The sequence below is a fragment of the Streptosporangium sp. NPDC049376 genome (assembly GCF_044466505.1).
Classification (GTDB): Bacteria; Actinomycetota; Actinomycetes; order Streptosporangiales; family Streptosporangiaceae; genus Streptosporangium.
On the sequence record NZ_JBITMT010000005.1, the window covers coordinates 212,241 to 235,756 of the forward strand.

The following is a 23,516-nucleotide window of genomic DNA, read 5'->3' on the forward strand; positions in this document are numbered from 1 at the left end:
TTCGGGCTCGCAATGGACCTCGCCGATGGCTTTTCCTGACGGCCCGGCAGAAATCCCGCCGGATGGGTAAGATGGATGGCTTTTTTCGGGCGACCCTCTCAGTCGAGGGGATACCGCTCCGCCCAGGAGTCGTTCATCGGGGGCTCCCCGGCCGTCCAGGCCGCGAAGTCGTCGGCGATTTCGGTGATGGTCTCGCGGCCTTCGAGGTCGGTGAGCCAGTCGGCGGGCAGGGCCCGCTGCCCGTGCAGGGCGCCCAGGAGGTTTCCGCAGACGGCGCCGGTCGAGTCGCTGTCGCCGGAGTGGTTGACCGCGAGCAGCAGCGCCTGCCGCAGTTCGCCCGGCCAGGGGTGGGCCAGCGCGCAGTAGACCGCGATGGCCAGCGCCTCCTCGGCGACCCAGGCCCCGCCGAGCGACTCGACCCGTTCCGGGCTCGGGTCACCCTGGGCGGCGAGGCGGACGGCGGCGCGCAGGGCCAGGCTCGTCTCCTCGTGGGAGGGGTAGTCCGTCAGCAGGTCGGCGGCCCCCCGTACGGCCTGGGCCAGCGGCTCACCGGCCAGCACGAGATGGATCATGGCGGCGAAGGCGCCCGCCGCGAGATAGCCGGTCGGATGGCCGTGGGTGATCTGCGCGCACCGGGCCGCGAGTTCGAAGGCGTGCCGGGCGTCCGGCGCGCCGTACCCGAAGGGGGCCGAGCGCATGACCGTGCCGCAGCCCTTCGAGCCGGGGTTGACCGGCCCCGGCTCGCCGAAGGGCGCCGGGGTCGCGGGGCCGTACGCGAGGCCGGACAGGCACGCGTTGCCCGGGGCCCGCCGCGCGTAGAGCCAGCCCTGCTCCCGCAGCCGGCCCGTTCCGTGTGGCCGGTCCCGCTGGGGCGCCGGGTACCGCTGGGTGTCCAGCCAGCGCAGGTAGGCGTGCCGTACGGCGGGGACGTCTCCGCCGCGGATCAGGCCCTCGACGGTGAACAGCGTCATCTGCGTGTCGTCGGTGACCAGGCCGATCCTGCCGCGGTGGTCGGGGACCAGGCCGGTCACCCCCGCGAAGCCGTACCGGCCCCGGATGTCGGTGATCGAGTCGAACTCGACGGGCGCGCCGAGCGCGTCACCCAGGGCACCGCCGAGCAGGCTGCCCCGCACGCGGCTGCGGTGGTCGGCGAGGTCGTCGGTGGAACGTCGCACGGTCATGATCCTCCTGCTCCCATGGGCCCGTAACTCTACGGGCTCTCCGCTGACCTCGGCCGATGCCTCCGGCCTGGCGGGAGCTTGGCTTCCCATGATGTGGCCTCCGTGCCTTGATGATCGAGATCCTGGCATCAGGAGGCTGGAAGTCATGACATTTCCGATCCCATGATGTGGGATACAGGTTGACGTGGATTAAACCTACCTGAAATATAGGAAATGTGTCGCGAGTACCCCTGACCCTCCGGCGGGTCGTCGATCTCATGCGCCTGGACAGCAGCCTCTGTCCGTGACGCGCTCCGTCCTCCACGTTGAGCCTGTCGACCTCTCCTCCTCCCGTCTCCGTGCGCCCGCGCCCGTATGTCCGAGGGCCGTCGTTCCCGTGCGCCGGACACGTGTGTCTCCCATATCCCGACCTTTCTCGTCTTCTCGACCTTCCAAAGGGGCCAGTCATCATGCGGACATCTCCTCCACGGACGCGCGCCGCGCTCGTGCTCGCGGCGCTGTCACTCACCGCCCTCACCGCCGCCTGTGGGGGAACCGGCTCGGGAGGTACGGCGGTCGCGGCCGCCGGGAACCCGGCGGGCAAGGACGGCGGAGCCGTACTCAGGATCAAGGACCCGGGCAACGCGGGACCGCTGGCGGTGGCCAAGAAGGAGGGAATCCTGGAGAGGCGGCTGGCCGAGGTCGGGGCGAAGGTGGAGTGGGGCGGCTCCTACGCCTCCTTCACGGCCACCGTGGACGCCGTCCGCTCCGGCTCGATCAACGTGCTCGAAGGGGCGATCTCCCCGGTCCTCGGCTACCTCGTCAGCAGCAAGGACATCAAGATCTTCGCCTTCACCGACCCGGAGACCGACGCCGCCGCGCCGCAGACCGACGGCCTCGTCGTCAGGCCGGACAGCCCCGTCAGGACCGTCAAGGACCTGGTCGGCAAGCAGGTCGCCGTCAACAAGGGCGGACGCGGGGAGTATCTCCTGCTGCTCGCCCTCCAGGAGGCCGGGATCCCCGCCGACCAGGTCAAACGGGTCTACCTCAACCCCGACCAGGGCGCCTCCGCCTTCGCCACCGGCAAGGTCGACGCCTGGTGGGCGATCGTGCGGGCCTACCCCGAGGCGGTCGCCAAGGGGGCGCGGGTCGTCGTGCACGGCCGTGACCTGCCGGACAAGGACCTGAACATGCAGGCCGCCAGGACCGAACTGCTCACCGAGCACCCCGAGGTCGTCCGGGTCTACCTCAAGGTCCTGCAGGAGCTCACCGAGGAGGCCAGGCGCGACCCGGGCAAATTCCAGAACGTCTTCCTCACCCAGGGACCGACCGCTCTGTCCGGCGCCCGCCTTGAGGAGGAGAACGCCAAGTCCCGGTACGCCAACGTGCCGCGCTTCGCCACCCCCGCCGACGCCTCCTACGTGGCCGACGTGGCCTCGGTCTTCCAGAGGTACGGCGTGCTGCCGGGCGCGATCGACCCCAAAGCCGTGATCTTCGACCTCAAGCCCGCGTCATGACGCTGGAGAAGATCCCCACGGCCACACGGCTGTCCCCGCTCGAACCGCCCCGCTACCTGGGCTCCCGCAGACGCGCCCCCGGGCTGTCCGTCCCGCTGCGCCTGCTGGTCCCGCTGGTGCTGCTGGCCGCCTGGTGGTACGGCACGGCCGGTGGCCTCATCTCCCCGGAGATCCTCGCCGGACCGGGAGCCGTCGTCGGGGCGCTCGGCGAGCTGGCCGCCACCGGGCAGCTCGGCGACTACCTGCTCGCCTCCGCGCGGCGGGCCGGGCTCGGCGTGCTGGCCGGTGGGGGCGTCGGCCTCCTGCTCGGCGTGGTCGCCGGACTGTCCGTCCTGGGGGAGGAACTGGTCGATCCGACCATGCAGATGAAGCGGGCCGTGCCGTTCCTGGCCCTGGTCCCACTGTTCATCTCCTGGTTCGGCGTCGAGGAGACGTTCAAGGTGGTCCTGATCGCGGTCGCCGCGGCCGGCCCCATGTACGCCTACACCTATCTCGGCGTCCGCGGCGTGGACCGGAAGGTCGTCGAGGCCGCCAGGGGCTTCGGGCTCACCGGGGCGGGACTCGCCTTCGGCGTGATCATCCCGACCGCCCTGCCCAGCGTCCTGATGGCCCTGCGCGTGTGCCTCTCGGTCTCGCTCACCGGCTTGATCGCGGCCGAGCAGATCGGCGCGACCGAGGGGATCGGCTACCTCGTCACGCTCGCCCAGCAGTACTACCGCACCGACTACATGGTCCTGTGCGTCGTGATCTACGCCGTGCTGGGCCTGCTGATCGACCTGGTCATCCGGGCCGTCGAACGGGTCGCCATGCCCTGGCGCGGGCAGGTGACGGCCCGATGAGCGCCACCGCCGTGGACATCAGGGGGCTGCGCAAGGCCTTCGGCGCCAAGACCGTCCTGGACGGGATCGACCTGGAGATCGGGCGGGGGGAGTTCTTCGTCCTGCTCGGGCCGAGCGGCACGGGAAAGACCACGCTGCTGCGCATCCTGGCCGGTCTCGAACTCCCCGACTCGGGAACCGTCCTGGCGCCGCGGCGCCGTACGACCGTCTACCAGGAGCCGCGCCTGGTCCAGGCCCGCAGAGTGCTCGCCAACGTCGTCCTCGGGCTGCCCAGGTCGGCGCGCGAGGCCGGGCTCGCCGCGCTTGAGGAGGTCGGCCTCGCCGGGTACGGCGGGGCGTGGCCCGCGACCCTGTCCGGCGGGGAGGCGCAGCGGGTCGCCCTGGCCAGGGCCCTGGTCCGCGACCCGGAGCTGCTGCTGCTCGACGAGCCGTTCGCCGCGCTCGACGCGCTGACCCGCCTGCAGATGCAGGAGCTGGTCGCGGAACTGTGCGAACGGCACCGGCCCGCCGTCGTGCTCGTCACCCACGACGTCGACGAGGCCGTACGGCTGGCGGACCGGGTCGTGGTGCTGCGGGACGGCGCCTTCGCGGTCGAGCAGCCGATCGACCTGCCCCATCCGCGTGACCGCAACGACCCGGCGTTCATCGCCCACCGGCGGCTGTTCCTGTCCCATCTCGGCGTCGCCGCCGCCGCGCACTGACCACCCGAAGAACAGTACGGAGGACTCGCATGTCCGCGATCGACAAGATCTGGTTCACCCGTTGCCCGGTTCCCACCGCGAGCGGGCTGGCCTACAACCTGGGCTGGCTCGACGAGGAGTTCGGCGAGGTCGGCGTCCTGCAGGACGCGGGCCCCGAGCTGTCGGAACACCACTTCGACCACCGGCTCCTCGGGCTGTTCCGGGAGGGCGGGAACGTTCCCGCGCTGGCCGCCCGCTCAGAGGGGGCCCCGACCCGCCTGATCGGGCTGACCTGGATCGAGGAGTGGCAGTCGATCCTGGTCCGCCCCGACTCGGGGATCACCGACGCGGCCGGGCTGCGCGGCGCCCGCGTCGCGCTGCCGAGGTGGGCCGAGACGCGCGCCAGGAGCTTCCCCAGGGCGATGGCGCTGCACGGGTTCAAGGGGGCGCTGTCCCAGGCCGGGCTCGGCTTCGACGACGTGACGTTCGTCGAGGTCGGCCAGCCGAGGTCCGACGTCGGGCGGGGCGCCGCGGAACGGGCCTGGTCCTGGCCGGGCATCGAGGAACTGGCCGCGGGCGAGGTCGACGCGATCTACGTCAAGGGCGCCCGCTCCGCCGACCAGGCCAGGGAGATCGGCGCCGTCGTCGCCGTCGACCTGGACGCCGCGGAGGACCGCCGTACCCGCGTCAACAACGGCACCCCCAGGCCCATCACCGTGCACGAGGACCTGCTCGCCGAGCACCCGGACCTGGTCGTCGCCTTCCTGGCCCAGACGCTGCGGGCCGCGGACTGGGCGGCGGACAACCTGGAGGCCGTACGCGGCATCCTGGCCGCGGAGACCCGCTCGGAGGCGGACGGCGTCGCCACCGCCTACCGGGGCGACTTCCACCGTGGCCTCCACCCGGACCTGTCGCCGGAGCGGCTCACGCTGCTGGGGCGGCAGAAGGACTTCCTGCTGCTGCACGGCTTCCTCGCCGCCGACGTCGACCTCGACGCCTGGACGGCCCACGAGCCACTGGCCGCGGCGCGGGAACTGCTCGCCGGGCGGCGCTCCGACGGCCTTTGGACGGACGCGCCCGGCGAGGTGACGGCCCGGTTCGGCGGCGCGTTCATCGGGGAACGGCTGGCGGTCCGATGACCACGTTCCTGATCACACTGCCGACCCGCGACAACGGCGGGCGCGGGGCCAGGGCCGACCTGCCGGGTTTCGTCACCGACCCCAGGGCGCCCTTCGGCCCGTTCGACCACCTGCTGCAGGCGGGCAGGGCCGCGGAGCTGGCGGCCTTCGACGGCGCGTTGCTGCCCTTCGACCCCCGGGGAGAGGAGTCGCTGGTCGCCGCGGGGAGCCTGCTCAGGCAGAGCCGCTGGCTGCGGGTCGCCGCCGGGTTCCACCCCGGCGTCGCGACCCCCGTCTACGCAGCCAAGGTCTCGGCCTCGCTGCAGCGCTTCTCCGGCGACCGGCTCGACTGGCGGGTCGTCGTCGACCTTGACCCCGAGGTCGCCAGGGCGCAGGGCGACTTCCTCGAAGGGGCGGACCGCTACGCGCGGGCCGAGGAGTTCCTCACCGTCGCCAAGGGGGTCTGGACGCAGGAGGGCTACGGCTACGAGGGACGCTTCTACCAGGTGCTCGCCGGAGGCTTCCTGTCGCCGCTCGCCGGCAGGGCCTTCCCCAGGGTCCACCTGTCGGGGACCTCTCCGCAGGCCCTCGAACTGTCCGCGCGCCACGCCGACGTGCACGTCTTCGACCCCGGCGACGACTTCGAGGCCTCCGGCCTCCAGGGCGTCACCTACGGCCTGCGCCTCCCGGTGCTGGCCCGCGACGACGACGCCGAGGCCTGGCGGGCGGCACGCCGCCTGTGGCTGCGCGGCGGCGGCACCGAGGACACCCTGCCCGAACCCGACCCGCAGACCCGGCTGTGGAACGGCTTCCCCGGCCCCGGCCTCGTCGGCTCCTACGAGAGCGTGGCGGCCGGGATCAGGGACTACGCGGACCGGGGGATCGGCGCCTTCGTCCTTGAGGCGACGCCGTACGTCGAGGAGACCTATCGGCTCGGGGAGCGGCTGCTGCCGCTGCTGGTCAAGGAGAACAGCCATGTCCGTTGACATCTACTGGCGGATCGGCACGCACGGCGACCAGCCCTCGCTGCGCAGGAGGGTCGCCAGCCGGGGGGAGTGGGCCCCGGTCGTGCCGGGCAGCCTGGCCCCGGGAGTGCGGGACGGGCGGCGTGACGGCTACAGCTACGTCGAGCACATGGGGGACGTCGCCAGGGCCTCCGAGGTCTCCGGCTTCGTCGGCGGGCTGCTGCCCTCCTTCCCCAACACCGACGACCCGTGGGCGACGGCGGCGACGCTGGCCAGGGAGACGACGACCTACCGGTTCATGATCGCCTTCCAGCCGGGCTTCCTCCACCCGGTGCAGGCCGCGCGCATGTCGGCGAGCCTCCAGCGCGCGACGGGCGGGCGGGTCGTCTACAACGTCATCTCCGGTGGCGGCGGCCCCGACCAGCTCTGGTGGGGCGACAAGGTCGCCCACGACGACCGCTACGCGCGGACCTCGGAGTTCCTCGACGTGCTCAGGGGCGTCTGGGACGGCGGGCCGTACGACTTCGAGGGGCGTTTCTACCGGGTCAGGGGCGCCGGGCTGCCCGAGGAGCTGACCGGGCAGCCGTTCCCCGAGATCTACTTCTCCGGGTCGTCGAAGGCGGCCATCGACGCCGCCGGGCGGCACGCGGACCACTACCTGTCGTGGCTGGAGCCCTTCCACGCGTTGCGCGAGAAGTTCGACCAGGTCAGGGCCAACAGCGACCGCACACCCAAGTTCGCCGTCCGCATCGACGTGCTCGCCCGCGAGACCGAGGAGGAGGCCTGGGAGGAGATCCGCAGAGGCTGGGACAACATCGACCCGTCGGTGCTCCGCGGCGCGACCGGCGACTCCATCGGCTGGCAGCGCAGCCAGTCGTTCGTCACCGGCGCGGTCAACGGCCACCGCGACCTTGAGGTCACCCCCAACGTGTGGGGCGGCTTCCACCTGCTGCGGGGCGGGCCCGCCTTCGGGCTCGTCGGCAGCTACGAGCAGGTCGCGGAACGGCTAGACGAACTGATCAATCTTGGCGTCGGCGCGTTCATCCTCGCCGGCGTGCCCCATCTGGAGGAGGCCTACCGCGTCGGCGAGAACGTTCTGCCGCTGCTGCGTGGCCACGACCTCCGCGTCGCATCACCCCTACTGGAAGGAACACCCTCATGAGCGTCCGCGTCGGCTACTTCCCGCACAACAACTCGCTGTGGGTCCTGCGTCACCGGGGCATCCTGGAGCGCGCGATCCCCGACGTCGAGTGGGTCGACCTGCGCGACCTCCCGGCCGGTGACAGGACGGACCCGACCAAGGGCCTGCCCTCGGTCCACGGCGACCACCTCTTCGACGGCGGCTACGACTTCATCGGCACCGGTTCGACGCCGCCGGTCACCGCCCAGGGCAAGGGCCACGACGTGGTCTACGTGGCCGTCTCCGGCTCCCGCCACGAGAACGGCAGGCTGGTGGTGAAGGAGGACTCCCCGATCACCTCCCTTGCGGACCTGAAGGGTAGGAGGGTCGCGCTCGGGCACGGCTCCTGGCAGACGACGTTGCTGCTGTTCGCCCTCGACAAGGCCGGGCTGACCTGGAAGGACATCGTTCCCGTCGACGCCGGGGTGGACGCGGGCGAGTTGTTCCTCAACGGGGAGGTCGACGCCTGGGTCGGCTCCTACCCCTCGCTCAGCACGGTCGAGGCGCAGGCGCCGGTCCGTGAGCTGGTCGCCACCGACGGGCTGTTCAGCCACCGTTCGCTCTGGTTCACCCGGCGTGACTTCGCCGAGAAGCACCCCGAGCAGCTCGCCGCGATCGTCGCGGCACTGCAGGAGTCCGACGCCTGGATCACCGAGAACCATCGTGAGGCGGCCGGGCTGTTCGCCGCCGACGACGGCGGTGACCTCGACCACTGGGAGAACGCCCTGCGCAAGCGTCCCTTCGGGCTGCACCCGGTGACCGAGGAGTTCGTCGCCGAGCAGCAGCGCGCCGCCGACCTCTTCCACGCCAACGGCCTCATCGACCGGAAGATCACCGTCGCGGACGCCGTCGACCCGGAGATCGCCAAGCTGCTCCGGTGACAGCAGGGGAAAGGCCCCTCCGAGAACTCGGAGGGGCCTTTCCCTGAATGGTTCTGTCAGGATTTTTCCGTCTTCCCGAGTGTCGTCGCTTTGAGCACCCGAACAGGGGTATGGCGTACCGCCACCGGGTCTCCGCGGCCCGACCGGCGCCCGGTCCTCACCCGAGGAACCGCCACCGCAGCTCAAGGAGAGAACGATGGAGAAGTCCAACCCGGTCAAGGGTGTCATTGACAAGATAGCTGACAAACTGTCGGACCATTCTGCGGAGATTCCCGGCCGCCCGGGAAGCGAGCCGCCGTCGGTTGACGAGCCGACCGAGCCCAGGGGGCCGCTCAGGCCCAAGCCCGACCAGCGCGGCCCCGACCCGTACAGCCCCACCGGACAGGAAGAGGACGTGACGCCCGAGGAGCGGGCACAGGGCGGTGACCGCCTCACCACGGCCCAGGGGCTGCGCCTGGCCGACACCGACCACTCGCTCAAGGCCGGTCCCCGAGGGCCGGTGCTGCTGCAGGACCACCACCTGCGCGAGAAGGTCATGCACTTCGACCACGAGCGCATCCCCGAGCGCGTCGTGCACGCCCGCGGCGCCGCCGCGCACGGCGTCTTCCGGTCGTACGGCACCGCGGCCTCGGTGACCAGGGCCGCCTTCCTCGCCAAGGACGTCGAGACGCCGGTCTTCGTGCGGTTCTCCACGGTCCTCGGATCGAGGGGCTCGGCCGACACGGTGCGCGACACCCGGGGCTTCGCCACGAAGTTCTACACCGACGAGGGCGTCTTCGACCTGGTCGGCAACAACATCCCGGTGTTCTTCATCCAGGACGCGATCAAGTTCCCCGACGTCATCCACGCGGCCAAGCCGCATCCGGACCGGGAGATCCCCCAGGCGCAGAGCGCGCACGACACGTTCTGGGACTTCGTCTCCCTGCACACCGAGGCCACCCACCACACGCTGTGGAACATGTCCGACCGCGGCATCCCCCGCTCCTACCGGACCATGGAGGGTTTCGGCGTCCACACCTTCCGGCTGGTCGACGCGGAGGGGGCGACGACGCTGGTGAAGTTCCACTGGAAGCCCAAGGCCGGAGTGCACTCCCTGGTGTGGGAGGAGGCGCAGCTGATCGGCGGCGCCGACCCGGACTTCCACCGGCGTGACCTCGCCGACGCGATCGAGGCCGGTGCCCACCCGCAGTGGGAGCTGGGCATCCAGGTCTTCCCCGACACCCCGGAGCAGACGTTCGAGGGCATCGACCTGCTGGACCCGACGAAGATCGTCCCTGAGGAACTGGCGCCGGTCCAGCCGATCGGCCTGCTCACCCTCAACGCCAACCCGGTGAACTACTTCGCCGAGACCGAACAGGTCGCCTTCCACGTCGGTCACCTGGTGCCCGGCATCGACGTCACCGACGACCCGCTGCTCGCCGGGCGGCTGTTCTCCTACTTGGACACGCAGATCACCCGCCTGGGCGGTCCCAACTTCGGGCAGATCCCGATCAACCGCACGCACGCCCCCGTCAACGACATGCTGCGCGACGGCTTCCACCAGGACGCCGTGCACGCGGGCGTGGCGCCGTACAAGCCGAACTCGCTGGACGGCGGCTGCCCCTTCTTCGCGGGGGCGCACGAGGGGGGATACGTGGAGACGCCCGTTCGGGTGGCCGCGGCACGGAAGGTGCGTGAGGCTCCGGCGTCGTTCGCCGACCACTTCAGCCAGCCTCGCCTGTTCTGGCTGAGCCTGAGCCCGGTCGAACGCGAGCACGTCATCGCCGCCTACACCTTCGAACTCGGCAAGGTCTACGAGCAGGCGATCAAGGAGCGCAACCTGCGTGTTCTCGCCGAGATCGACCCCTACCTGTGCGAGCAGGTGGCGCAGGGCCTCGGCCTGCCCGTTCCGAAACCGGTCAACTCCCTGCCGGCCGTCGATCCGAGCCCGGCCCTGTCCCAGGTGGGCAGGACCTGGCCGACCACCGGCCGGATCATCGGCATCGTCGCCGACGGCCACGGCGACCTGGCGACGGTCGAGGCCGTCCGCAGGGCGGTCCTGGACGGCGGCATGGTACCGCTGGTCATCGCCCCGGCCGGTGGCGTGCTCGGCGCGGACGGCGACGGCCCCGTAACGGTGCAGCGCACGTTCGTCACCGCCAGGTCCGTCGAGTTCGACGCCCTGCTGCTGGCCGGAACCCCGGCGCGGGGCAAGGACGCGGACGGCGCCAGGGACGCCAAGGCCGGGAACGGCACCGCGGGGGCGCCCACCGACCCGCGGGTGCTGCTCATGCTCGGTGAGGCGTTCCGGCACGCCAAGCCGATCGGCGGCTGGGCGGACGCCGTACAGGCGCTCACCGCCGCCGGGATCGATCCGGCGGCGCCCGGCGTGGTCGTCGGGGACGGCGGCGAGGCGGTGCTGGCGGAGGTCGTCCGCCTGCTGGGCGGGCACCGGGTCTGGGAACGCTTCCCTGTCCCGGTCGAACCCGTCTGATCCGCCACGCCACGAGGCCGGACCTTGGGGACCCCGAGGTCCGGTCTGTCGTTTTCCCAGGTCAAAGAGGGGGCAGCCCCTAGGCGAGGGAACGGGGGTTTCATGGCGCAGATGTTCGACCCGTCCGCGTACGGCCGTGCCGTCGCCGATGTCTACGACGGCGTCTACGGGACGACCATTCCCGACACCGAGTCCGCGGTGAACCGGCTGGCGGAACTCGCCGACGGGGGGCCGGTCCTGGAGTTCGGCGTCGGCACGGGACGGCTGGCGCTGCCGCTCACGGCGCGAGGACTGGTCGTCGCGGGCGTGGACGGCTCGGCGGAGATGGTGCGGCGGTTACGTGCCAAGCCCGGCGGCGACCGTGTCCCGGTGACGCTGGGAGACTTCGCCACGACCCGGGTCGAGGGCGAGTTCGGCCTGGTCGTCCTGGCGATCAACACGATCTTCGCGTTGCCCTCGCAGGAGGCGCAGGTCGCCTGCTTCCGCAACGCGGCCGCCCACCTGCGCCCGGGGGGCCGGTTCGTGGTCGAGGCGTGGGTCCCCGATCCCGGGGCGTTCAGGGACGGCACGGCGTTGCGTCTGCTGTCGCTGAGCGAGGAGAGGGTGCTGGTCGAGGCGGCGCGGCTGTCGGCCGCCGACCAGATGATGTACACGACGAAGGTCAACCTGACCTCCGACGGACTGAGGTTGCTGCCCGCCAACCACCGCTACGCCTGGCCCGCAGAGCTCGACCTGATGGGGCTGCTCGCCGGCCTGGAACGTGAGCACCGCTGGGCCGGCTGGGACGGCTCTCCCTACACCGACGACAGCCGCTCGCACGTCTCGGTCTACCGCTCGTCCCCAGGGAGGCCGTGATGCGTCTGCCCGCGCCGCGAGGCCCCGTCACCACGGTGCTCTTCGAACGGCTCACCCGCCCGCCCCACCCGTTCGATCCGCCGTCCCTCGGCGTGGAGGACGACGAGGACCTGCAGCTCGCGCTCTTCACCTGTTACGAGCTGCACTACCAGGGGTTCGAGGAGGTCGACGACGCCTGGGAGTGGGAGCCGTCGCTGCTGGCGGTCAGGCGGACGCTGGAACGGCGCTTCGAGGAGTGGCTCGCGCGGGCCGTACCGCCCCCCACGGCCGGGGAGCCGGAGCGGGTCTGCCGTGCCCTGACCGATCTGGTCGCCGAGGCGGAGGGGCCGCCGCTCGCGGCGTTCCTGGAGAGGAAGGCCGGTCCGGACCAGTTCAGGGAGTTCGTCGTCCACCGCTCGATCTACCACCTGAAGGAGGCCGACCCGCACACCTGGGCGTTGCCCCGGCTGTGCGGCCGCGCCAAGGCGGCCCTGGCGGAGATCCAGGCCGACGAGTACGGCGGAGGCCGCCGGGAGCGGATGCACTCGGAGCTGTTCCGGGCCACGATGCGCGGGCTGGACCTGGACGACTCCTACGGCGCCTACCTCGACCGGGTGCCGGCGATCACGCTGGCGACCGTCAACCTCATGTCGCTGTTCGGCCTGCACCGCGCGCGCCGGGGAGCCCTGCTCGGGCACCTGGCGGTCTTCGAGATGACCTCCTCGCTGCCCAACCTCAGGTACGGCCGGGGCCTGCGGAGACTGGGCGGCGACGCGACGGCCTGCCGCTTCTACGACGAGCACGTGCTGGCCGACGCCGTACACGAGCAGATCGCCGCGCACGACATGTGCGGCGGGCTGGCCGCCACCGAACCCGCCCTGACCGGCGACATACTGTACGGCGCCGCCTGCGCCCTGACCCTCGACCGCCTCTTCGCCGAGCACGTCCTGGACCGCTGGACCCGGGGGACCACGTCGCTGCGCGAGGCGAGCCTGGCGGTGGGGAGTCCGTGACGGACCTGGACTACGTGCTGCCGCTGCGCTGGGAGGACGACTCGGGCCTGACGGAGCTGACCGGCTACCTGCGGTGGCTGGGGAGCCGGGTCCGCGTCATCGTCGTCGACGGCTCCCCGCCCGCGCTCTTCGACCGGCACGCCGCCCGCTGGAACGGCCTCGTCCTGCACGTGCGGCCCGACGCCGACCTCCGCTTCGCCAACGGCAAGGTCAACGGGGTGATCACCGGGATGCGCCTGGCCCGCGCCGAGCACGTGGTCATCGCCGACGACGACGTCCGTTACGGCGCGGCGGAACTGGCCAGGATGGACACCCTGCTGGAGACGGCCGACCTGGTCAGGCCGCAGAACCACTTCGACCCGCTGCCCTGGCACGCCCGCTGGGACACCGCCCGCATGCTGCTCAACCGTGGCTTCGGCGCCGACTACCCGGGCACCTTCGGGGTGCGCCGGTCGGCCTTCCTGAAGATGGGCGGCTACGACGGGGACGTGCTGTTCGAGAATCTGGAGCTCATCCGCACGGTCCGCGCCAACGGCGGGCGCGAACACCGCGCGCACGACCTCTACGTCCGCCGTCTGCCGCCCTCCGCCGGGAGGTTCTGGTCCCAGCGCCTACGGCAGGCCTACGACGACCTGGCGCAGCCGCCCCGGATGCTGTTCTTTCTGGCCGTGCTGCCGGTGTCGGCCGTCGCCCTGCTGCGACGCAGGTACGGGGCGGTGCTGACAGGAGCCGCCGTCTGCGTGGGGGTGGCGGAGATCGGCCGCCGCCGGGCGGGTGGCCGGCGGGTCTTCCCCTTCACCGCCTCGTTGTTCGCCCCGGTGTGGGTGCTGGAACGGGCCGTCTGCAGCTGGCTCGCTCTGGTGGCCCGGTTCCTCTGCGGCGGGATCCCCTACGCGGGGCACCGGATGCTGACCGCCGCGCATCCGGTTCGCGGGCTCGGGGAACGCGCTCAGAGGTCGGGTTCGCTCGTGGCCCGGAACCCGGTGGACTTGTGCGAGCCGTCGCAGAACGGCTTGGCCGAGGAACGCCCGCAGCGGCACAGCGCCACCGTCGCCCGGCCGGGGTCGATGACCTCTCCATCCTGAGTCGTCAGCGTGAACGTCCCCCGGAGCAGCAGCGGCCCGTCCTCACATGGAGTGATTATGGCGGGATAGTCCGTTTTGTGACTCATGGTGGGTTTGTGCCCGGCGAGGTGGGCGGAAAACGCCGCCCTCCGGCGGTGGAAGCGGGTGAGAGGGGGAAGGGGTGTGGCGTGAAGGTGGTCGTCCTCGCTGACACGCACGCGCCCCGGCGCTGGAAGTCCTGCCCGCCACGGGTGGCGGAGCACTTGCGCGGCGCGGACCTGATCCTGCACGCGGGAGACGTCTGCGTCCCCGGGGTCCTGGACGAGCTGGCCGCCTACGCCCCGGTCCACGTGGTCAAGGGCAACAACGACGGGCCGGACGTACGGGCGCCGGAGACGCTCGAACTCGACCTCGGCGGACTGCGGGTCGCGATGATCCACGACAGCGGCGCGGCCAAGGGGCGGATCGCCCGGATGCGCCGCCGGTTTCCCACCGCCGACCTCGTCGTCTTCGGTCACTCCCACATCCCGTTCGACGAGAGCGAGGGCGGCTTCCGCGTCTTCAACCCCGGCTCGCCCACCGACCGGCGGCGCCAGCCCCACGGCACCGTGGGCCTCCTGCGGATCGAGGACGGCCGTCTCGTCGACGCCGAGATCGCCCCCGTCACCTGAGAGCCACGGTCCCCGGGGGCCGCGGCACCCGGCCTGCGGGGTCGTGGGCCGTGATCGCGGAGTCAGTCCGGGTGGTGCTGATGTTGCAGGTAGGCGGCCGTCTCCGGGTTGGCGGGGAAGTAGGCCTCGATGGCCAGCTCGGCGACCGTGATGTCGAGCGGCGTGCCGAAGGTGGCCATCGTGCTGAAGAAGGCGAGTTCGCGGTAGCCCCTGCGGATCCTGAGCGGGATCACGATGTGACCGGGGCCCGGCCGGTCGATCTCGGGCACCGGCTGGTCGCAGGGGTAGTCGTCCAGCTCCCGCCAGAGGGCGCCGAGCTCCGGGTCGGCGGTGAGGCTGATCTGACGGCGTAACCGGTGCAGCAGGTGGGCCCGCCACTCGCCCAGGTTGATGATCCGCTGGGACATCCCCTTGGGATGCAGGCTCAGCCGCAGCACGTTGACCGGCGGGACGAGCAGCTCCGGGGCCACGCCGCGCAGCAGCAGCCCGGTCGCGGAGTTGCGGTCGACCACGTTCCAGCGCTGGTCGACGACCACCGCGGGGTACGGCTCGTGCCCGCTCAGCACCTGGCCGAGGGCCTCGCGCACCGAGGCCATCTCCGGAGAGCTGAGCGGTGTCTCCGAGTAGACCGGCGCGAACCCCCCGGACAGCAGCAGGTGGTTGCGCTCGCGCAGCGGCAGGTCGAGCTCCTCGGCCAGGCGCAGGATCATCTCCCGGCTCGGTTTCGAGCGGCCGGTCTCCACGAAGCTCAGGTGCCTGGTGGAGATCTCGGCCTGGAGGGCGAGGTCCATCTGGCTCATCCGCCGTCGTTCCCGCCACTGGCGCAGCAGTTCACCGACTGGGCGGGACACGCTGGTGGTGGTCACAATTAACACGATATCGGGGGCATGTTGGCAAAACCATTACCCACTGCCCCCGGGGGAGAAGCGTGTCAGCGGCGGCGGACCTTGGTGACCAGACGGTTGAGGATGCGCTCCCACTCGGTGCCGAAGGGGTTCTCCTGGACGAGGTAGGTCCAGGTGGCGGTCGGCCGTTTGATGCCCGCCTCCTCGTGGTCGAGACCGTCGGCGGTGATCGTGGCCGCCTCGAACGTCTCGATCGAACGCGACTCGACCTCGGCGAGCATCCGCTCGTAGGCGGGCTTGGCCTCCTTGTTGAACTCGTCGATCGGGCTGAGGCGGCCGAGCGCGCGCAGGTGGATGCCCTCGCGCAGCTCGGCGAGGTAGGCCAGGTGGTCGGCCCACGAACGGTCGAGGTGGAAGAGGACGATCTGCCTGGCGGCCTCCTTCAGCACCTCCTCCCCGACCGTCTCCTCAAGGGAGGACCATCGCTCGGGGGCGGCGGAGGCCAGCGCCTGGGCCGCGGAGTCGCCGTGCAGGACCTTGCCGCGGAGTTCGAGCACCTGGCCCCGGTGCTGTTCGAGCAGCCGGGTGTAGCGCCAGGTGTTGCGGTGGATCTCCATGTCCACCCCCTCGGCGACCCGCTGGGCGTGGCCGACGAGACTGTGGTCGGGCACGCCCCTGGCGTACTCGTCGGCCACGTAGTGGGTGATCAGTTCGTCCTCGCCGCTGACGAAGAAGACCGAGCCGCCGGGGTCGCCCTGCCGCCCGGCCCGGCCGCGGAGCTGGTCGTCCAGGCGGCTGCTGGTCTGCCGCCCGGAACCGATGACGTACAGCCCGCCGAGCTCCTCGACGCCCTCACCGAGGCGGATGTCGGTGCCGCGCCCGGCCATCTGGGTGGAGACCGTGATGGAGCCACGCTCACCGGCCTTCGCGATGATCGAGGCCTCCTCGGCGTCGTTCTTCGCGTTGAGGACCACGCACTCCAGGCCGCGGCCGCTCAGGGTCAGCGAGAGGCGCTCGGACTCGGCGACGTCCAGGGTGCCGATCAGGATCGGCCGCCCGGTCGCGTGCACCTCGACGATCTCCTCGACCAGGGCGCGGTCCTTGTCCATCCGGTACTCGAAGAGCCGGTCGGGGGCGTCGGTCCGCACGCAGGGCCGGTTGGGGGGAACCACGGCGACCTTGAGGTCGTAGAACTCACGGAGCTGGTCGCCGACCGCGACCGCGGTCCCGGTCATGCCGCACCGCTGCGGATAGCGGGTGATCAGGCCCTGCACGGTGATCGAGTCGAGGATCTCGCCGGTCGCCGAGGGCGGCAGCGCCTCCTTGGCCTCGACCGCCGCCTGCAGGCCGTCCGGCCAGCGCTGCAGCAGCGCGACCCGGCCCCGGGACGGGTTGATCAGGTGCACCTTGCCGTCGCGGATGATGTAGTCGACGTCCTTGGCCAGCAGGGCGTGCGCGTGCAGGGCGAGGTTGACCTCGGTCAGCGTGGCCGGGGTGTCGTAGAGGTCGATCCCGAGCGCCTGCTCGACGGTGTCGATGCCCTTGCTCGTCAGGTGCACGTTGCGCGCCTGGTCGTCGAGCTCGTAGTGGTAACCCCTGACGAGCTGGCGGACCAGCGCCGCCATCTCCGGGACCGCGTTGCCCGGGTCGGTGGCCCCGGCGAGAACCAGCGGCACCCTGGCCTCGTCGACCAGCACCGAGTCGGCCTCGTCGACCAGCGCGACCTCGGGGTCGGGCATGATCAGGTCGGCCGCGTCGACGCGGGTGCGGTCGCGCAGCACGTCGAAGCCGATCTCACTGACCGGGCCGTAGGTCACGTCCTTGGCGTAGGCGTCCCTGCGCTCCTCGTGCGTCGAGGTCTGGCCGATCCAGCCGACCGAGACGCCCAGCGTCTCGTACAGCGGGCCCATCCACTCGGCGTCGCGCTGGGCCAGGTAGTCGTTGACCGAGATCACGTGGACGCGCTTGCCCTGCAGGGCGTATCCGGCGGCGGCCATCGCCCCCGACAGGGTCTTGCCCTCGCCGGTGGCCATCTCGGCGACGTTGCCGGAGAGCATGGCGAGCATGCCGACCAGCTGCACGTCGTACGGCCGCAGCCCCAGGGTCCGCCGTGCGGCCTCCCGGACGATGGCGCAGAACTCGGTCAGGTCGTCGAGCGAGGGCTCGGGCAGCTCGTCGAGTTCGCGAACCCGATCCTCCCTTTTTCCCGCCGCGGCGACGATCCGCTCGAAGGGGGCCAGATCGATCGACCCGGGACGTTCGAGGAGCCGTCTGATGCGCTGAGTTATCGAGGCCACGTCTCCTCCAACGCCCGTCCCCGGGTTCACGTTCCAACGAGGTTCACAACGAGCCTCACCGTACCGACCGAACGGATCATCGTGTAGCCCGAGGGCGGAACGGCGCGTTCGGGAAAGGATTTCGCAATCCTGACATGAGCTGACAGGTATGGGCGTGACGATGGGCTGCATGACAACGATCGCTCAGCTCATCGCCGTGAACATCGACTGCGCGGAGCCCAGGAAGCTCGCGGAGTTCTACGCGGCGGTCTTCGGTTGCGAGGTCCAGTACGCCGAGGACGACTACGCCGCCGTCGGCGACGGCACGATGACCATCTACTTCCAGCGCAACCCCGACCGCACGCCCGCCGTCTGGCCGGGTCCGGACAAGCAGTTCCATCTGGACGTACGGGTCCCCGACGTGGAACAGGCCGTCAAGGACTACCTGGAGCTCGGGGCGACCAGGCCGGACTTCCAGCCGGGAGGGCACTGGGTCGTCCTGGCCGACCCGGAGGGCCACCTGTTCTGCGTCTGCCCGCCCCAGCAGTAGGTCCGGTGGGCGGTCCGCTCCGGAGCCTTCGCGGAGGAGGGGCCGGGGCGGGCGCCGTACCGGAGGGGCGGGGACAAGGCGGTGCAGGACCGAAAAAATCCGCAGAAAAGCTGACTAGGGCGGATTTTTGTGGCCAAAATCGCTCTTGGCGCACGAGAGAGGCCCCTTACCCGCCCTTGGCGCGCTTTAAGCTTGCGGGATGACCCAAGAATCGCTTCTTTACTCATGTCTGGTCGCTTCCGGTGGGTGGCGATGACCTGGGTCGGTATGTCGATCGCTCTGATCGGCGCGCTCGGCTACGCCCTCGGAGCGGCGCTTCAGCAGTTCGAGGCGGTCTCGGAAGGGGCCTCGCTCAAGCTGATGAGACGGCCCCGCTGGTGGCTCGGCGGAGTGATCGGTTTCACCGGCGCCTGCCTGCACGCGGTCGCGCTGAGCCTCGCGCCGCTGGTCGTGGTGCAGCCGATCAGCGTGGCGACGCTGGTCTTCGCGGTGCCGCTGGCGGCGGTGCTGCACGGCAGGCGCCCGCGCAGGCAGGAGATCCTCGGGTCGATCGCGGTCGCCGTCGGACTGCTCGGCCTGATGCTGCTGGTCCCCGCGCACGCCGGGACACCCCACATGACCAACGGCCAGGCGTTCGGCTTCCTCGCCTGCGTCGGGCTGATCGTGCTGGTCACCCACCTGACCGCGCGCAAGGCCAACGGATCGCTCAAGGCGCTGTTGCTCTCGGTCGGGGCGGGGGCGGTCACCGCCAGCGTCTCCACCTTCGTGCGGGTGGTCGGCGGCGGTCTCGAAGGTGATCTGAGCAGGTTGCTGACCTGGTTCACCGTGGCGATCCCGGTGCTGCTCGTCTGCGCCGTGGTGCTGCTGCAGAAGTCCTACGAGGTGGGTTACTTCGGCATCGCCTACGCCGCGGTCCAGGTCGTCGACCCGATCACCTCGATCCTCGCCGGGGCCATCCTGCTGAAGGAGCCCATGCCGACCGGGGCGGCCAACGTGATCCCCGCCCTGCTGGCCGCCGCGGTGCTCATCTGGGGGACCGTCACCCTGGGGCGGCTCTCCCCCGACCACGGCGGCAGCCGTACGGCCGTGCGTGAACCCGCGACGGTCTCCTCCTAACCCTGGTCGTGCGGGGGCCGCCAGCCGAGGACATCGTCCATCGCGGCGGTCATCCGCCCGGAGGCGAACCGCCAGGTGAGCGCCGTCGCGGTGTCGCGCAGCCGTACGGCCAGCGGCCCGCGCAGCCGGGTTGCCCGGCAGATCGAGGCGGACCTGGCGGTGATGCGCGCGGTCCGCGCCAGCCTCGCCGAGGTGTAGGCGGCCAGGTCCCCGCCCGTGCTCACGACGTGGGCCAGCACGACGGCGTCCTCGATCGCCTGGCAGGCCCCCTGGCCGAGGTTGGGGGTCATCGGGTGGGCGGCGTCGCCGATCAGCGCGATCCTGCCCCGGTGCATCGCGGGCAGCGGGGCCGTCAGGTGGTACACGTCGTTCCTGAGCGCGTCCCCGGGCTCGGCGGCGGCGAGCAGTTCGGGGATCGGGGAGTGCCAGCGGCCGAACAGGCGCAGCAGCTCGGCGCGCTGGTCGCCGTCGCCGGCGCCGGCGGGGACCGTGTCGGTCGCGTAGCAGTAGGTCAGCCCGCCCGCCAGCGGCATCACCCCGAAGACCCTGCCCGCGCCCCAGGTCTCCGAGGCCTGGACGGCCCCGCCGCCCGGCACCAGCACCCGCCAGCTGGTGACCCCGGCGTAGCGCGGTGCCGGGTGGCCGGGGAACAGCGTGGCCCTGACGGGGGAGGAAACGCCGTCCGCGGCGACCACCAGGTCCGCGCGCAGGGTCTCCGCCTCGGTGCGCACCTCCCCGCCGGGATCGGCCGCCAGGACCGTGGTGCCCAGCCGTAGGGTGCCGGGGGCGAGGGCGGCGTGCAGCGCGCCGACGAGATCCGCGCGGCGCAGCAGCACCACGGAGTCGCCGTAGCGCGCCGAGGCCTCCTCCTCGGTCGTGCGCGCCAGCCAGCTTCCGTCGGGGCGCCGCAGGCCCAGCTCACCCCTGACCGCCGACAGGCCGCGGACCGTGTCGCCGACGCTGATCGTGTCCAGCGCGCGCAGGGCGTTCGCCGCGACCGCGAGCCCGGAACCGACCGGTTCGAGGGCGGGCGCGCGCTCGCACACCGTCACGTCCCAGCCCCGCCCCTGGAGCGCCGCCGCCGCCGTCAGGCCGCCGATCCCCGCTCCGATCACCACAGCGCGCGCCACGTCGCACTCCTTCACTACAGGTGTAGTCACTACAGGCGTAGTGAAGGTTACTCCTCTTCCCGAGGTAACTACAACCGTAGTATTGGACGGTGAAGTCCCAACGCGCCGAGTTGATCGCGGAGACCGCCATCGCCCTGCTGGCCGAACGTGGGATGCGCGGCCTGACCCACCGGGCGGTCGACGAGGAGGCGGGGTTGCCGCCGGGGTCGACCTCCAACCTCGCCCGTACCCGCCTCGCGCTGCTCGAACTGACCCTGGAACGGCTCACCGAGCTGGAGGCCGCCACCTTCGCCGCCCTCCTCGACGCCGCCGGTCCCGGCTCGCCCGAGACGCTCGTCGAGCTGGCCGCCAGGACGCTGTGGGAGCAGCTCACCGCGGGCCGCCACCGGACGATCGCCCGATACGAACTCGCCCTGGAGGCCACCCGGCGTCCCGAACTGCGTGAGGTCTACGACCGGGCGGGCAGCCGTTTCCGCGACCCGGCCGTCGCGGTCCTCGCCGCCGCCGGGTCCCCCGACCCGGTACGGCACGGCCGCCAGGTCGTCGCGTTCGGGGAGGGCCTGATGTTCGACACCGTCGCCGGAGCGGGAAGCGAGCCGACCCTCGACGACCTCCGCCTCGGCCTCGCCGAACTGCTACGGGGAATGCTGCCCGGCGAGGGCGGCGGTGAAGTACCTGCACCAGGACTCGAACCTGGGACCCGTCAAAGGGGCGCGTTATGAGTGCGGCGCTCTCACCGACTGAGCCATGCAGGCGTGTGTGCCGTACAAGGAGGGTAGCGAGGGCACAGGCGGGGATTCACCCGGTTTTCCCGGCGTACCGGGATGTGGGATTCCTTCCCCGCCGGGACGATCGGCCCGTGCGTACGCGCGGTGAGATGCGGCTCCACGTCAACGCTGTGGAAGGCGTGATCGGCCCATGTTGTACGCGCGCGGTGACGCGTCGCGGCCGGGCCGCGTCGAGTGACCGGCCGTGCGGTCTTCGGGTCACCTCACCGCGAAGGAGCACAACCTGCTGCGGTGCGCGGGCCACTCGTCGTCCAGGATGCTGAAGTAGGCGGTGTCACGCCAGGAGCCGTCGGGCCTGCGGCGGTGGCGGCGCAGAACCCCCTCCTGGACGCCGCCGAGCCTGCGGATCGCCGCCTGCGAACGGAGGTTGAGGATGTCGGTCTTGAGCTGGACGCGGTTCAGGCCGAGCTCTCCGAAGGCGTGGTCGAGCAGCAGGACCTTGCAGGCGGTGTTCACCTCGGAGCGCCACACGGCCCTGCCGTACCAGGTCCAGCCGATCTCGATGCTCTCGTCGAAGCCCTGGGTGTCGATGTAGGAGGTCCAGCCGACCGCGCGGCCGGTCGCCTTGAGGATCACCGCGAACGGCACGTGGCGCCGGTCGTGGACGAGCTGCGTCACGATCGCGGCCAGTTCCATCTCGGTGCGCGGGGTGATGGCCGGGAGCCAGCGCCACACCTCGTCGTCGCCCCCTCCGGCGAGGAACAGGTCGGGGACGTGGGCCTCGCTCAGCGGTTCGAGCCGTACGGCTTCACCTTCGAGGGTCACGGGGGACGGCATGGTCGCGGTCATGAGACGACCTTATGGCCGGTCGTGACCTGCGGGAAGGTCCACTTCCTGCGTGTCCTGGGCGACGGGTGGACCGGGCCTGCGGGGTGCCAGGCCGTACAGGAGGGTGTCGATGATCAGGGCGGCGAGGGCGTCGGGGTCGTCGGGGGCCTGAGCCCGCATGCCGGCGGGGGAGTGGTGCACCGCCTCGCTGATCAGCGCGAGGTAGACCTGCCGGGCCCAGAGCGGGTCGGTGCCGGGGCGCAGCAGCCCGGCTTCGAGCGCGCGCGCGAACACCGCGTCGCACTTGGCCATCACCTCGTTGTGGATGCGGGCGGCCTCCTCGCCGGGCGGGGGCAGGGTGCCGAGGGCGAAGCGCCAGCCGGACTTGATCTGGACCACGTTGGCGGTCGCCTGGTGCATGGCGACCAGCGGCGGCGCGGTGTACGGCCTGGCCGCGTCGACGGCGTCGCTGATCTCCTGCCAGGCGGAGGTCGCCATGGTCTCGACGAGGGCCTCGCGGCTGGAGAAGCGCCGGTGGACGGTGGTCCTGGCGACTCCGGCGGCCTCGGCGATCTGTTCCATGGTGGCGCCGGGGTTCTCGCTGAGCAGTCGCTCGGCCGCCTCCAGGATCGTCCTGATGCTGCGCTCCGCGTCAGCCCGTAGCCGTCGACCTGTCGTTGCCATGCTCAGAGGCTACAGCACCGCACCATTTCGAAAGTTAACTGCAACATTGATGTTGCGGATAACTCCATAGCTGCTACCTTGATGACCCAGGAAACCAAGTTAGGGAGTTTCGCGATGAACAGCACCGCTCTCGTGACCGGCGCCTCCTCGGGGATCGGCGCCGAGTTCGCCCGTCAGCTCGCCGCGCGCGGACACGACCTCGTGCTCGTCGCCCGTTCGGTGGAGAAGCTGGAGAGCCTGGCCGGGGAACTGCGCGGGGCGCACGGCGTGCGGGCCGAGGTCGTCGTCCAGGACCTCGCCGCACCCGACGCCGCCTCACGGGTGGCCGAGGAGGTCGCCGCCAGGGGGATGACCGTCGACCTGCTGGTCAACAACGCGGGCTTCGGCACCGCGGGCCGCTTCGAGGAGATCCCGGCAGAGCGCGAGCACGAGGAACTCATGGTCAACGTCGTGTCCCTGGTCGGCCTGACCCACGCGTTCGTCCCCGGCATGGTCGCCCGCGGTGGCGGTGCCGTCGTCAACGTGGGATCGACCGCGGGCTTCCATGTCGCGCCCTACTTCGCGACCTACGGCGCGTCCAAGTCGTTCGTGCTCAACTTCAGCCTGGCGCTGTGGAGTGAGTACAGGGGCCGGGGGGTCAAGGTGCTCGCCGTCACCCCGGGGCCGGTGGAGACCGCGTTCTTCGACGTGATCGGCACCAGGGCCGCGGCGATCGGAGCGCGCATGATGACGCCGGACCGGGTGGTTCGCGGCGCGCTGCGCGCGCTCGACCGAGACCGGGGCTACGTCGTGCCGGGGGTGGGCAACCTCTTCATGGCCCACATCGTGCCCGACCGTCCGCGCAGGCTCTCCGCCCTGATCGGGCGGCTGGTCACCAGGAAGGTCGTGGAGACCTCCTCACCCGTCGCCGCGAAGACGGCGTGACCCCGGTGGGGCCCGAAGGCTATCCGGCTTGTGTTAGTTC

Annotated in this window: 22 protein-coding genes, 1 tRNA gene and 1 pseudogene; 16 read left to right on the forward strand and 8 right to left on the reverse strand. The window is 71.3% G+C overall.

All coding sequences use genetic code 11. The annotated features are described in order from the left end of the window. Positions 1-98 precede the first annotated feature (98 nt). Complete coding sequence (locus ACIBVQ_RS16490) at positions 99-1,181, reverse strand: ADP-ribosylglycohydrolase family protein (protein WP_399178262.1); 1,083 nt, start codon at positions 1,179-1,181, stop codon at positions 99-101. 449 nt (positions 1,182-1,630) lie between these two features. On the opposite strand from ACIBVQ_RS16490, the gene ACIBVQ_RS16495 reads away from it, so the two are divergent. The 11 genes from ACIBVQ_RS16495 to ACIBVQ_RS16545 all read left to right on the forward strand — a co-directional run bounded on the left by ACIBVQ_RS16495 (position 1,631) and on the right by ACIBVQ_RS16545 (position 13,745). Continuing rightward, positions 1,631-2,677 (forward strand): ABC transporter substrate-binding protein, encoded by a 1,047-nt coding sequence (locus tag ACIBVQ_RS16495; protein ID WP_399178264.1) that lies wholly within the window; start codon positions 1,631-1,633, stop codon positions 2,675-2,677. Next, entirely contained in the window at positions 2,674-3,516 is an 843-nt protein-coding gene (locus tag ACIBVQ_RS16500; RefSeq protein ID WP_352010447.1) for an ABC transporter permease, read from the forward strand. The genes ACIBVQ_RS16495 and ACIBVQ_RS16500 overlap by 4 nt, the downstream gene beginning before the upstream one ends. Next, positions 3,513-4,217 (forward strand): ABC transporter ATP-binding protein, encoded by a 705-nt coding sequence (locus ACIBVQ_RS16505; RefSeq protein ID WP_386187047.1) that lies wholly within the window; start codon positions 3,513-3,515, stop codon positions 4,215-4,217. Before ACIBVQ_RS16500 ends, ACIBVQ_RS16505 begins: the two co-directional genes overlap by 4 nt. A gap of 29 nt (positions 4,218-4,246) precedes the next feature. Further along, positions 4,247-5,335: an ABC transporter substrate-binding protein gene (locus tag ACIBVQ_RS16510; protein ID WP_352010449.1), complete on the forward strand. Its 1,089-nt coding sequence runs from the start codon at positions 4,247-4,249 to the stop codon at positions 5,333-5,335. After that, on the forward strand, positions 5,332-6,300 hold the full coding sequence (locus ACIBVQ_RS16515) for an LLM class flavin-dependent oxidoreductase (protein WP_362773860.1): 969 nt from the start codon (positions 5,332-5,334) through the stop codon (positions 6,298-6,300). Before ACIBVQ_RS16510 ends, ACIBVQ_RS16515 begins: the two co-directional genes overlap by 4 nt. Further along, positions 6,290-7,441 (forward strand): LLM class flavin-dependent oxidoreductase, encoded by a 1,152-nt coding sequence (locus ACIBVQ_RS16520; protein WP_399178267.1) that lies wholly within the window; start codon positions 6,290-6,292, stop codon positions 7,439-7,441. The genes ACIBVQ_RS16515 and ACIBVQ_RS16520 overlap by 11 nt, the downstream gene beginning before the upstream one ends. Beyond that, positions 7,438-8,340 carry an aliphatic sulfonate ABC transporter substrate-binding protein gene (locus ACIBVQ_RS16525; protein WP_399178269.1) on the forward strand — a complete coding sequence of 301 codons (903 nt, stop codon included), beginning with the start codon at positions 7,438-7,440 and terminating at the stop codon, positions 8,338-8,340. Before ACIBVQ_RS16520 ends, ACIBVQ_RS16525 begins: the two co-directional genes overlap by 4 nt. Before the next feature lie 196 nt (positions 8,341-8,536). Beyond that, positions 8,537-10,813: a catalase gene (locus ACIBVQ_RS16530; RefSeq protein WP_399178271.1), complete on the forward strand. Its 2,277-nt coding sequence runs from the start codon at positions 8,537-8,539 to the stop codon at positions 10,811-10,813. 111 nt (positions 10,814-10,924) lie between these two features. Continuing rightward, a complete protein-coding gene (locus ACIBVQ_RS16535) occupies positions 10,925-11,668 on the forward strand; it encodes a class I SAM-dependent DNA methyltransferase (RefSeq protein WP_399178273.1) in 744 nt (247 codons plus the stop codon). After that, positions 11,668-12,660: an iron-containing redox enzyme family protein gene (locus ACIBVQ_RS16540; RefSeq protein WP_399178275.1), complete on the forward strand. Its 993-nt coding sequence runs from the start codon at positions 11,668-11,670 to the stop codon at positions 12,658-12,660. Before ACIBVQ_RS16535 ends, ACIBVQ_RS16540 begins: the two co-directional genes overlap by 1 nt. After that, positions 12,657-13,745, forward strand: coding sequence for a glycosyltransferase (locus ACIBVQ_RS16545; protein ID WP_399178277.1), 1,089 nt, complete (start codon positions 12,657-12,659; stop codon positions 13,743-13,745). Before ACIBVQ_RS16540 ends, ACIBVQ_RS16545 begins: the two co-directional genes overlap by 4 nt. On the opposite strand, the pseudogene ACIBVQ_RS16550 reads toward ACIBVQ_RS16545, so the two are convergent. Next, positions 13,709-13,831 (reverse strand): annotated as a pseudogene (locus ACIBVQ_RS16550) (hypothetical protein); the annotation flags it as partial. The gene ACIBVQ_RS16545 and the pseudogene ACIBVQ_RS16550 overlap by 37 nt on opposite strands. Positions 13,832-13,912: 81 nt before the next feature. On the opposite strand from ACIBVQ_RS16550, the gene ACIBVQ_RS16555 reads away from it, so the two are divergent. Beyond that, positions 13,913-14,395, forward strand: a complete 483-nt coding sequence (locus ACIBVQ_RS16555; protein ID WP_399178279.1) for a metallophosphoesterase family protein — start codon at positions 13,913-13,915, stop codon at positions 14,393-14,395. A 62-nt stretch (positions 14,396-14,457) separates the two neighbouring features. Here the strand turns inward: ACIBVQ_RS16555 and ACIBVQ_RS16560 are convergent, their stop codons facing one another. Both ACIBVQ_RS16560 and secA2 read right to left on the reverse strand, forming a co-directional pair. After that, positions 14,458-15,261, reverse strand: coding sequence for a helix-turn-helix transcriptional regulator (locus ACIBVQ_RS16560; protein ID WP_352010458.1), 804 nt, complete (start codon positions 15,259-15,261; stop codon positions 14,458-14,460). A 65-nt stretch (positions 15,262-15,326) separates the two neighbouring features. Next, a complete protein-coding gene (gene secA2 / locus ACIBVQ_RS16565; RefSeq protein WP_399178281.1) occupies positions 15,327-17,537 on the reverse strand; it encodes an accessory Sec system translocase SecA2 in 2,211 nt (736 codons plus the stop codon). Between the two features lie 169 nt (positions 17,538-17,706). Between secA2 and ACIBVQ_RS16570 the strand changes: the two genes are divergently transcribed. After that, a complete protein-coding gene (locus tag ACIBVQ_RS16570) occupies positions 17,707-18,066 on the forward strand; it encodes a VOC family protein (RefSeq protein WP_352010459.1) in 360 nt (119 codons plus the stop codon). 252 nt (positions 18,067-18,318) lie between these two features. After that, a complete protein-coding gene (locus ACIBVQ_RS16575) occupies positions 18,319-19,182 on the forward strand; it encodes a DMT family transporter (protein WP_352010460.1) in 864 nt (287 codons plus the stop codon). On the opposite strand, the gene ACIBVQ_RS16580 is transcribed toward ACIBVQ_RS16575, so the two are convergent. Continuing rightward, a complete protein-coding gene (locus ACIBVQ_RS16580) occupies positions 19,179-20,312 on the reverse strand; it encodes an FAD-dependent monooxygenase (RefSeq protein WP_399178283.1) in 1,134 nt (377 codons plus the stop codon). The two genes, ACIBVQ_RS16575 and ACIBVQ_RS16580, sit on opposite strands and share 4 nt — an antisense overlap. A 152-nt stretch (positions 20,313-20,464) precedes the next feature. On the opposite strand from ACIBVQ_RS16580, the gene ACIBVQ_RS16585 reads away from it, so the two are divergent. After that, positions 20,465-21,034 (forward strand): TetR/AcrR family transcriptional regulator, encoded by a 570-nt coding sequence (locus ACIBVQ_RS16585; RefSeq protein WP_399178596.1) that lies wholly within the window; start codon positions 20,465-20,467, stop codon positions 21,032-21,034. Here ACIBVQ_RS16585 and ACIBVQ_RS16590 read toward each other — a convergent pair. From ACIBVQ_RS16590 to ACIBVQ_RS16600, 3 genes are all read right to left on the reverse strand, one after another. Further along, a tRNA-OTHER gene (locus tag ACIBVQ_RS16590) sits at positions 20,985-21,067 on the reverse strand. The two genes, ACIBVQ_RS16585 and ACIBVQ_RS16590, sit on opposite strands and share 50 nt — an antisense overlap. A gap of 231 nt (positions 21,068-21,298) precedes the next feature. Beyond that, entirely contained in the window at positions 21,299-21,889 is a 591-nt protein-coding gene (locus tag ACIBVQ_RS16595; protein ID WP_352010463.1) for a GNAT family protein, read from the reverse strand. A gap of 9 nt (positions 21,890-21,898) precedes the next feature. Then, positions 21,899-22,552, reverse strand: coding sequence for a TetR/AcrR family transcriptional regulator (locus ACIBVQ_RS16600; RefSeq protein ID WP_399178285.1), 654 nt, complete (start codon positions 22,550-22,552; stop codon positions 21,899-21,901). A 114-nt stretch (positions 22,553-22,666) separates the two neighbouring features. Here ACIBVQ_RS16600 and ACIBVQ_RS16605 point away from each other — a divergent pair, with 114 nt between their 5' ends. Next, on the forward strand, positions 22,667-23,476 hold the full coding sequence (locus tag ACIBVQ_RS16605) for an SDR family oxidoreductase (protein ID WP_352010465.1): 810 nt from the start codon (positions 22,667-22,669) through the stop codon (positions 23,474-23,476). Positions 23,477-23,516: the final 40 nt, after the last annotated feature.

Bases quoted from the DNA above. Each gene is read 5' to 3' on its own strand.
- ACIBVQ_RS16595 (WP_352010463.1), bottom strand. From the start codon at position 21,889: ATGACCGCGACCATGCCGTCCCCCGTGACCCTCGAAGGTGAAGCCGTA.
- ACIBVQ_RS16520 (WP_399178267.1), top strand. From the start codon at position 6,290: ATGTCCGTTGACATCTACTGGCGGATCGGCACGCACGGCGACCAGCCC.
- ACIBVQ_RS16585 (WP_399178596.1), top strand. From the start codon at position 20,465: ATGCGCGGCCTGACCCACCGGGCGGTCGACGAGGAGGCGGGGTTGCCG.
- ACIBVQ_RS16600 (WP_399178285.1), bottom strand. From the start codon at position 22,552: ATGGCAACGACAGGTCGACGGCTACGGGCTGACGCGGAGCGCAGCATC.
- ACIBVQ_RS16500 (WP_352010447.1), top strand. From the start codon at position 2,674: ATGACGCTGGAGAAGATCCCCACGGCCACACGGCTGTCCCCGCTCGAA.
- ACIBVQ_RS16530 (WP_399178271.1), top strand. From the start codon at position 8,537: ATGGAGAAGTCCAACCCGGTCAAGGGTGTCATTGACAAGATAGCTGAC.
- ACIBVQ_RS16605 (WP_352010465.1), top strand. From the start codon at position 22,667: ATGAACAGCACCGCTCTCGTGACCGGCGCCTCCTCGGGGATCGGCGCC.
- ACIBVQ_RS16575 (WP_352010460.1), top strand. From the start codon at position 18,319: ATGACCTGGGTCGGTATGTCGATCGCTCTGATCGGCGCGCTCGGCTAC.
- ACIBVQ_RS16570 (WP_352010459.1), top strand. From the start codon at position 17,707: ATGACAACGATCGCTCAGCTCATCGCCGTGAACATCGACTGCGCGGAG.
- ACIBVQ_RS16510 (WP_352010449.1), top strand. From the start codon at position 4,247: ATGTCCGCGATCGACAAGATCTGGTTCACCCGTTGCCCGGTTCCCACC.
- ACIBVQ_RS16490 (WP_399178262.1), bottom strand. From the start codon at position 1,181: ATGACCGTGCGACGTTCCACCGACGACCTCGCCGACCACCGCAGCCGC.
- ACIBVQ_RS16535 (WP_399178273.1), top strand. From the start codon at position 10,925: ATGTTCGACCCGTCCGCGTACGGCCGTGCCGTCGCCGATGTCTACGAC.
- ACIBVQ_RS16515 (WP_362773860.1), top strand. From the start codon at position 5,332: ATGACCACGTTCCTGATCACACTGCCGACCCGCGACAACGGCGGGCGC.
- ACIBVQ_RS16495 (WP_399178264.1), top strand. From the start codon at position 1,631: ATGCGGACATCTCCTCCACGGACGCGCGCCGCGCTCGTGCTCGCGGCG.
- ACIBVQ_RS16525 (WP_399178269.1), top strand. From the start codon at position 7,438: ATGAGCGTCCGCGTCGGCTACTTCCCGCACAACAACTCGCTGTGGGTC.
- ACIBVQ_RS16540 (WP_399178275.1), top strand. From the start codon at position 11,668: ATGCGTCTGCCCGCGCCGCGAGGCCCCGTCACCACGGTGCTCTTCGAA.
- ACIBVQ_RS16505 (WP_386187047.1), top strand. From the start codon at position 3,513: ATGAGCGCCACCGCCGTGGACATCAGGGGGCTGCGCAAGGCCTTCGGC.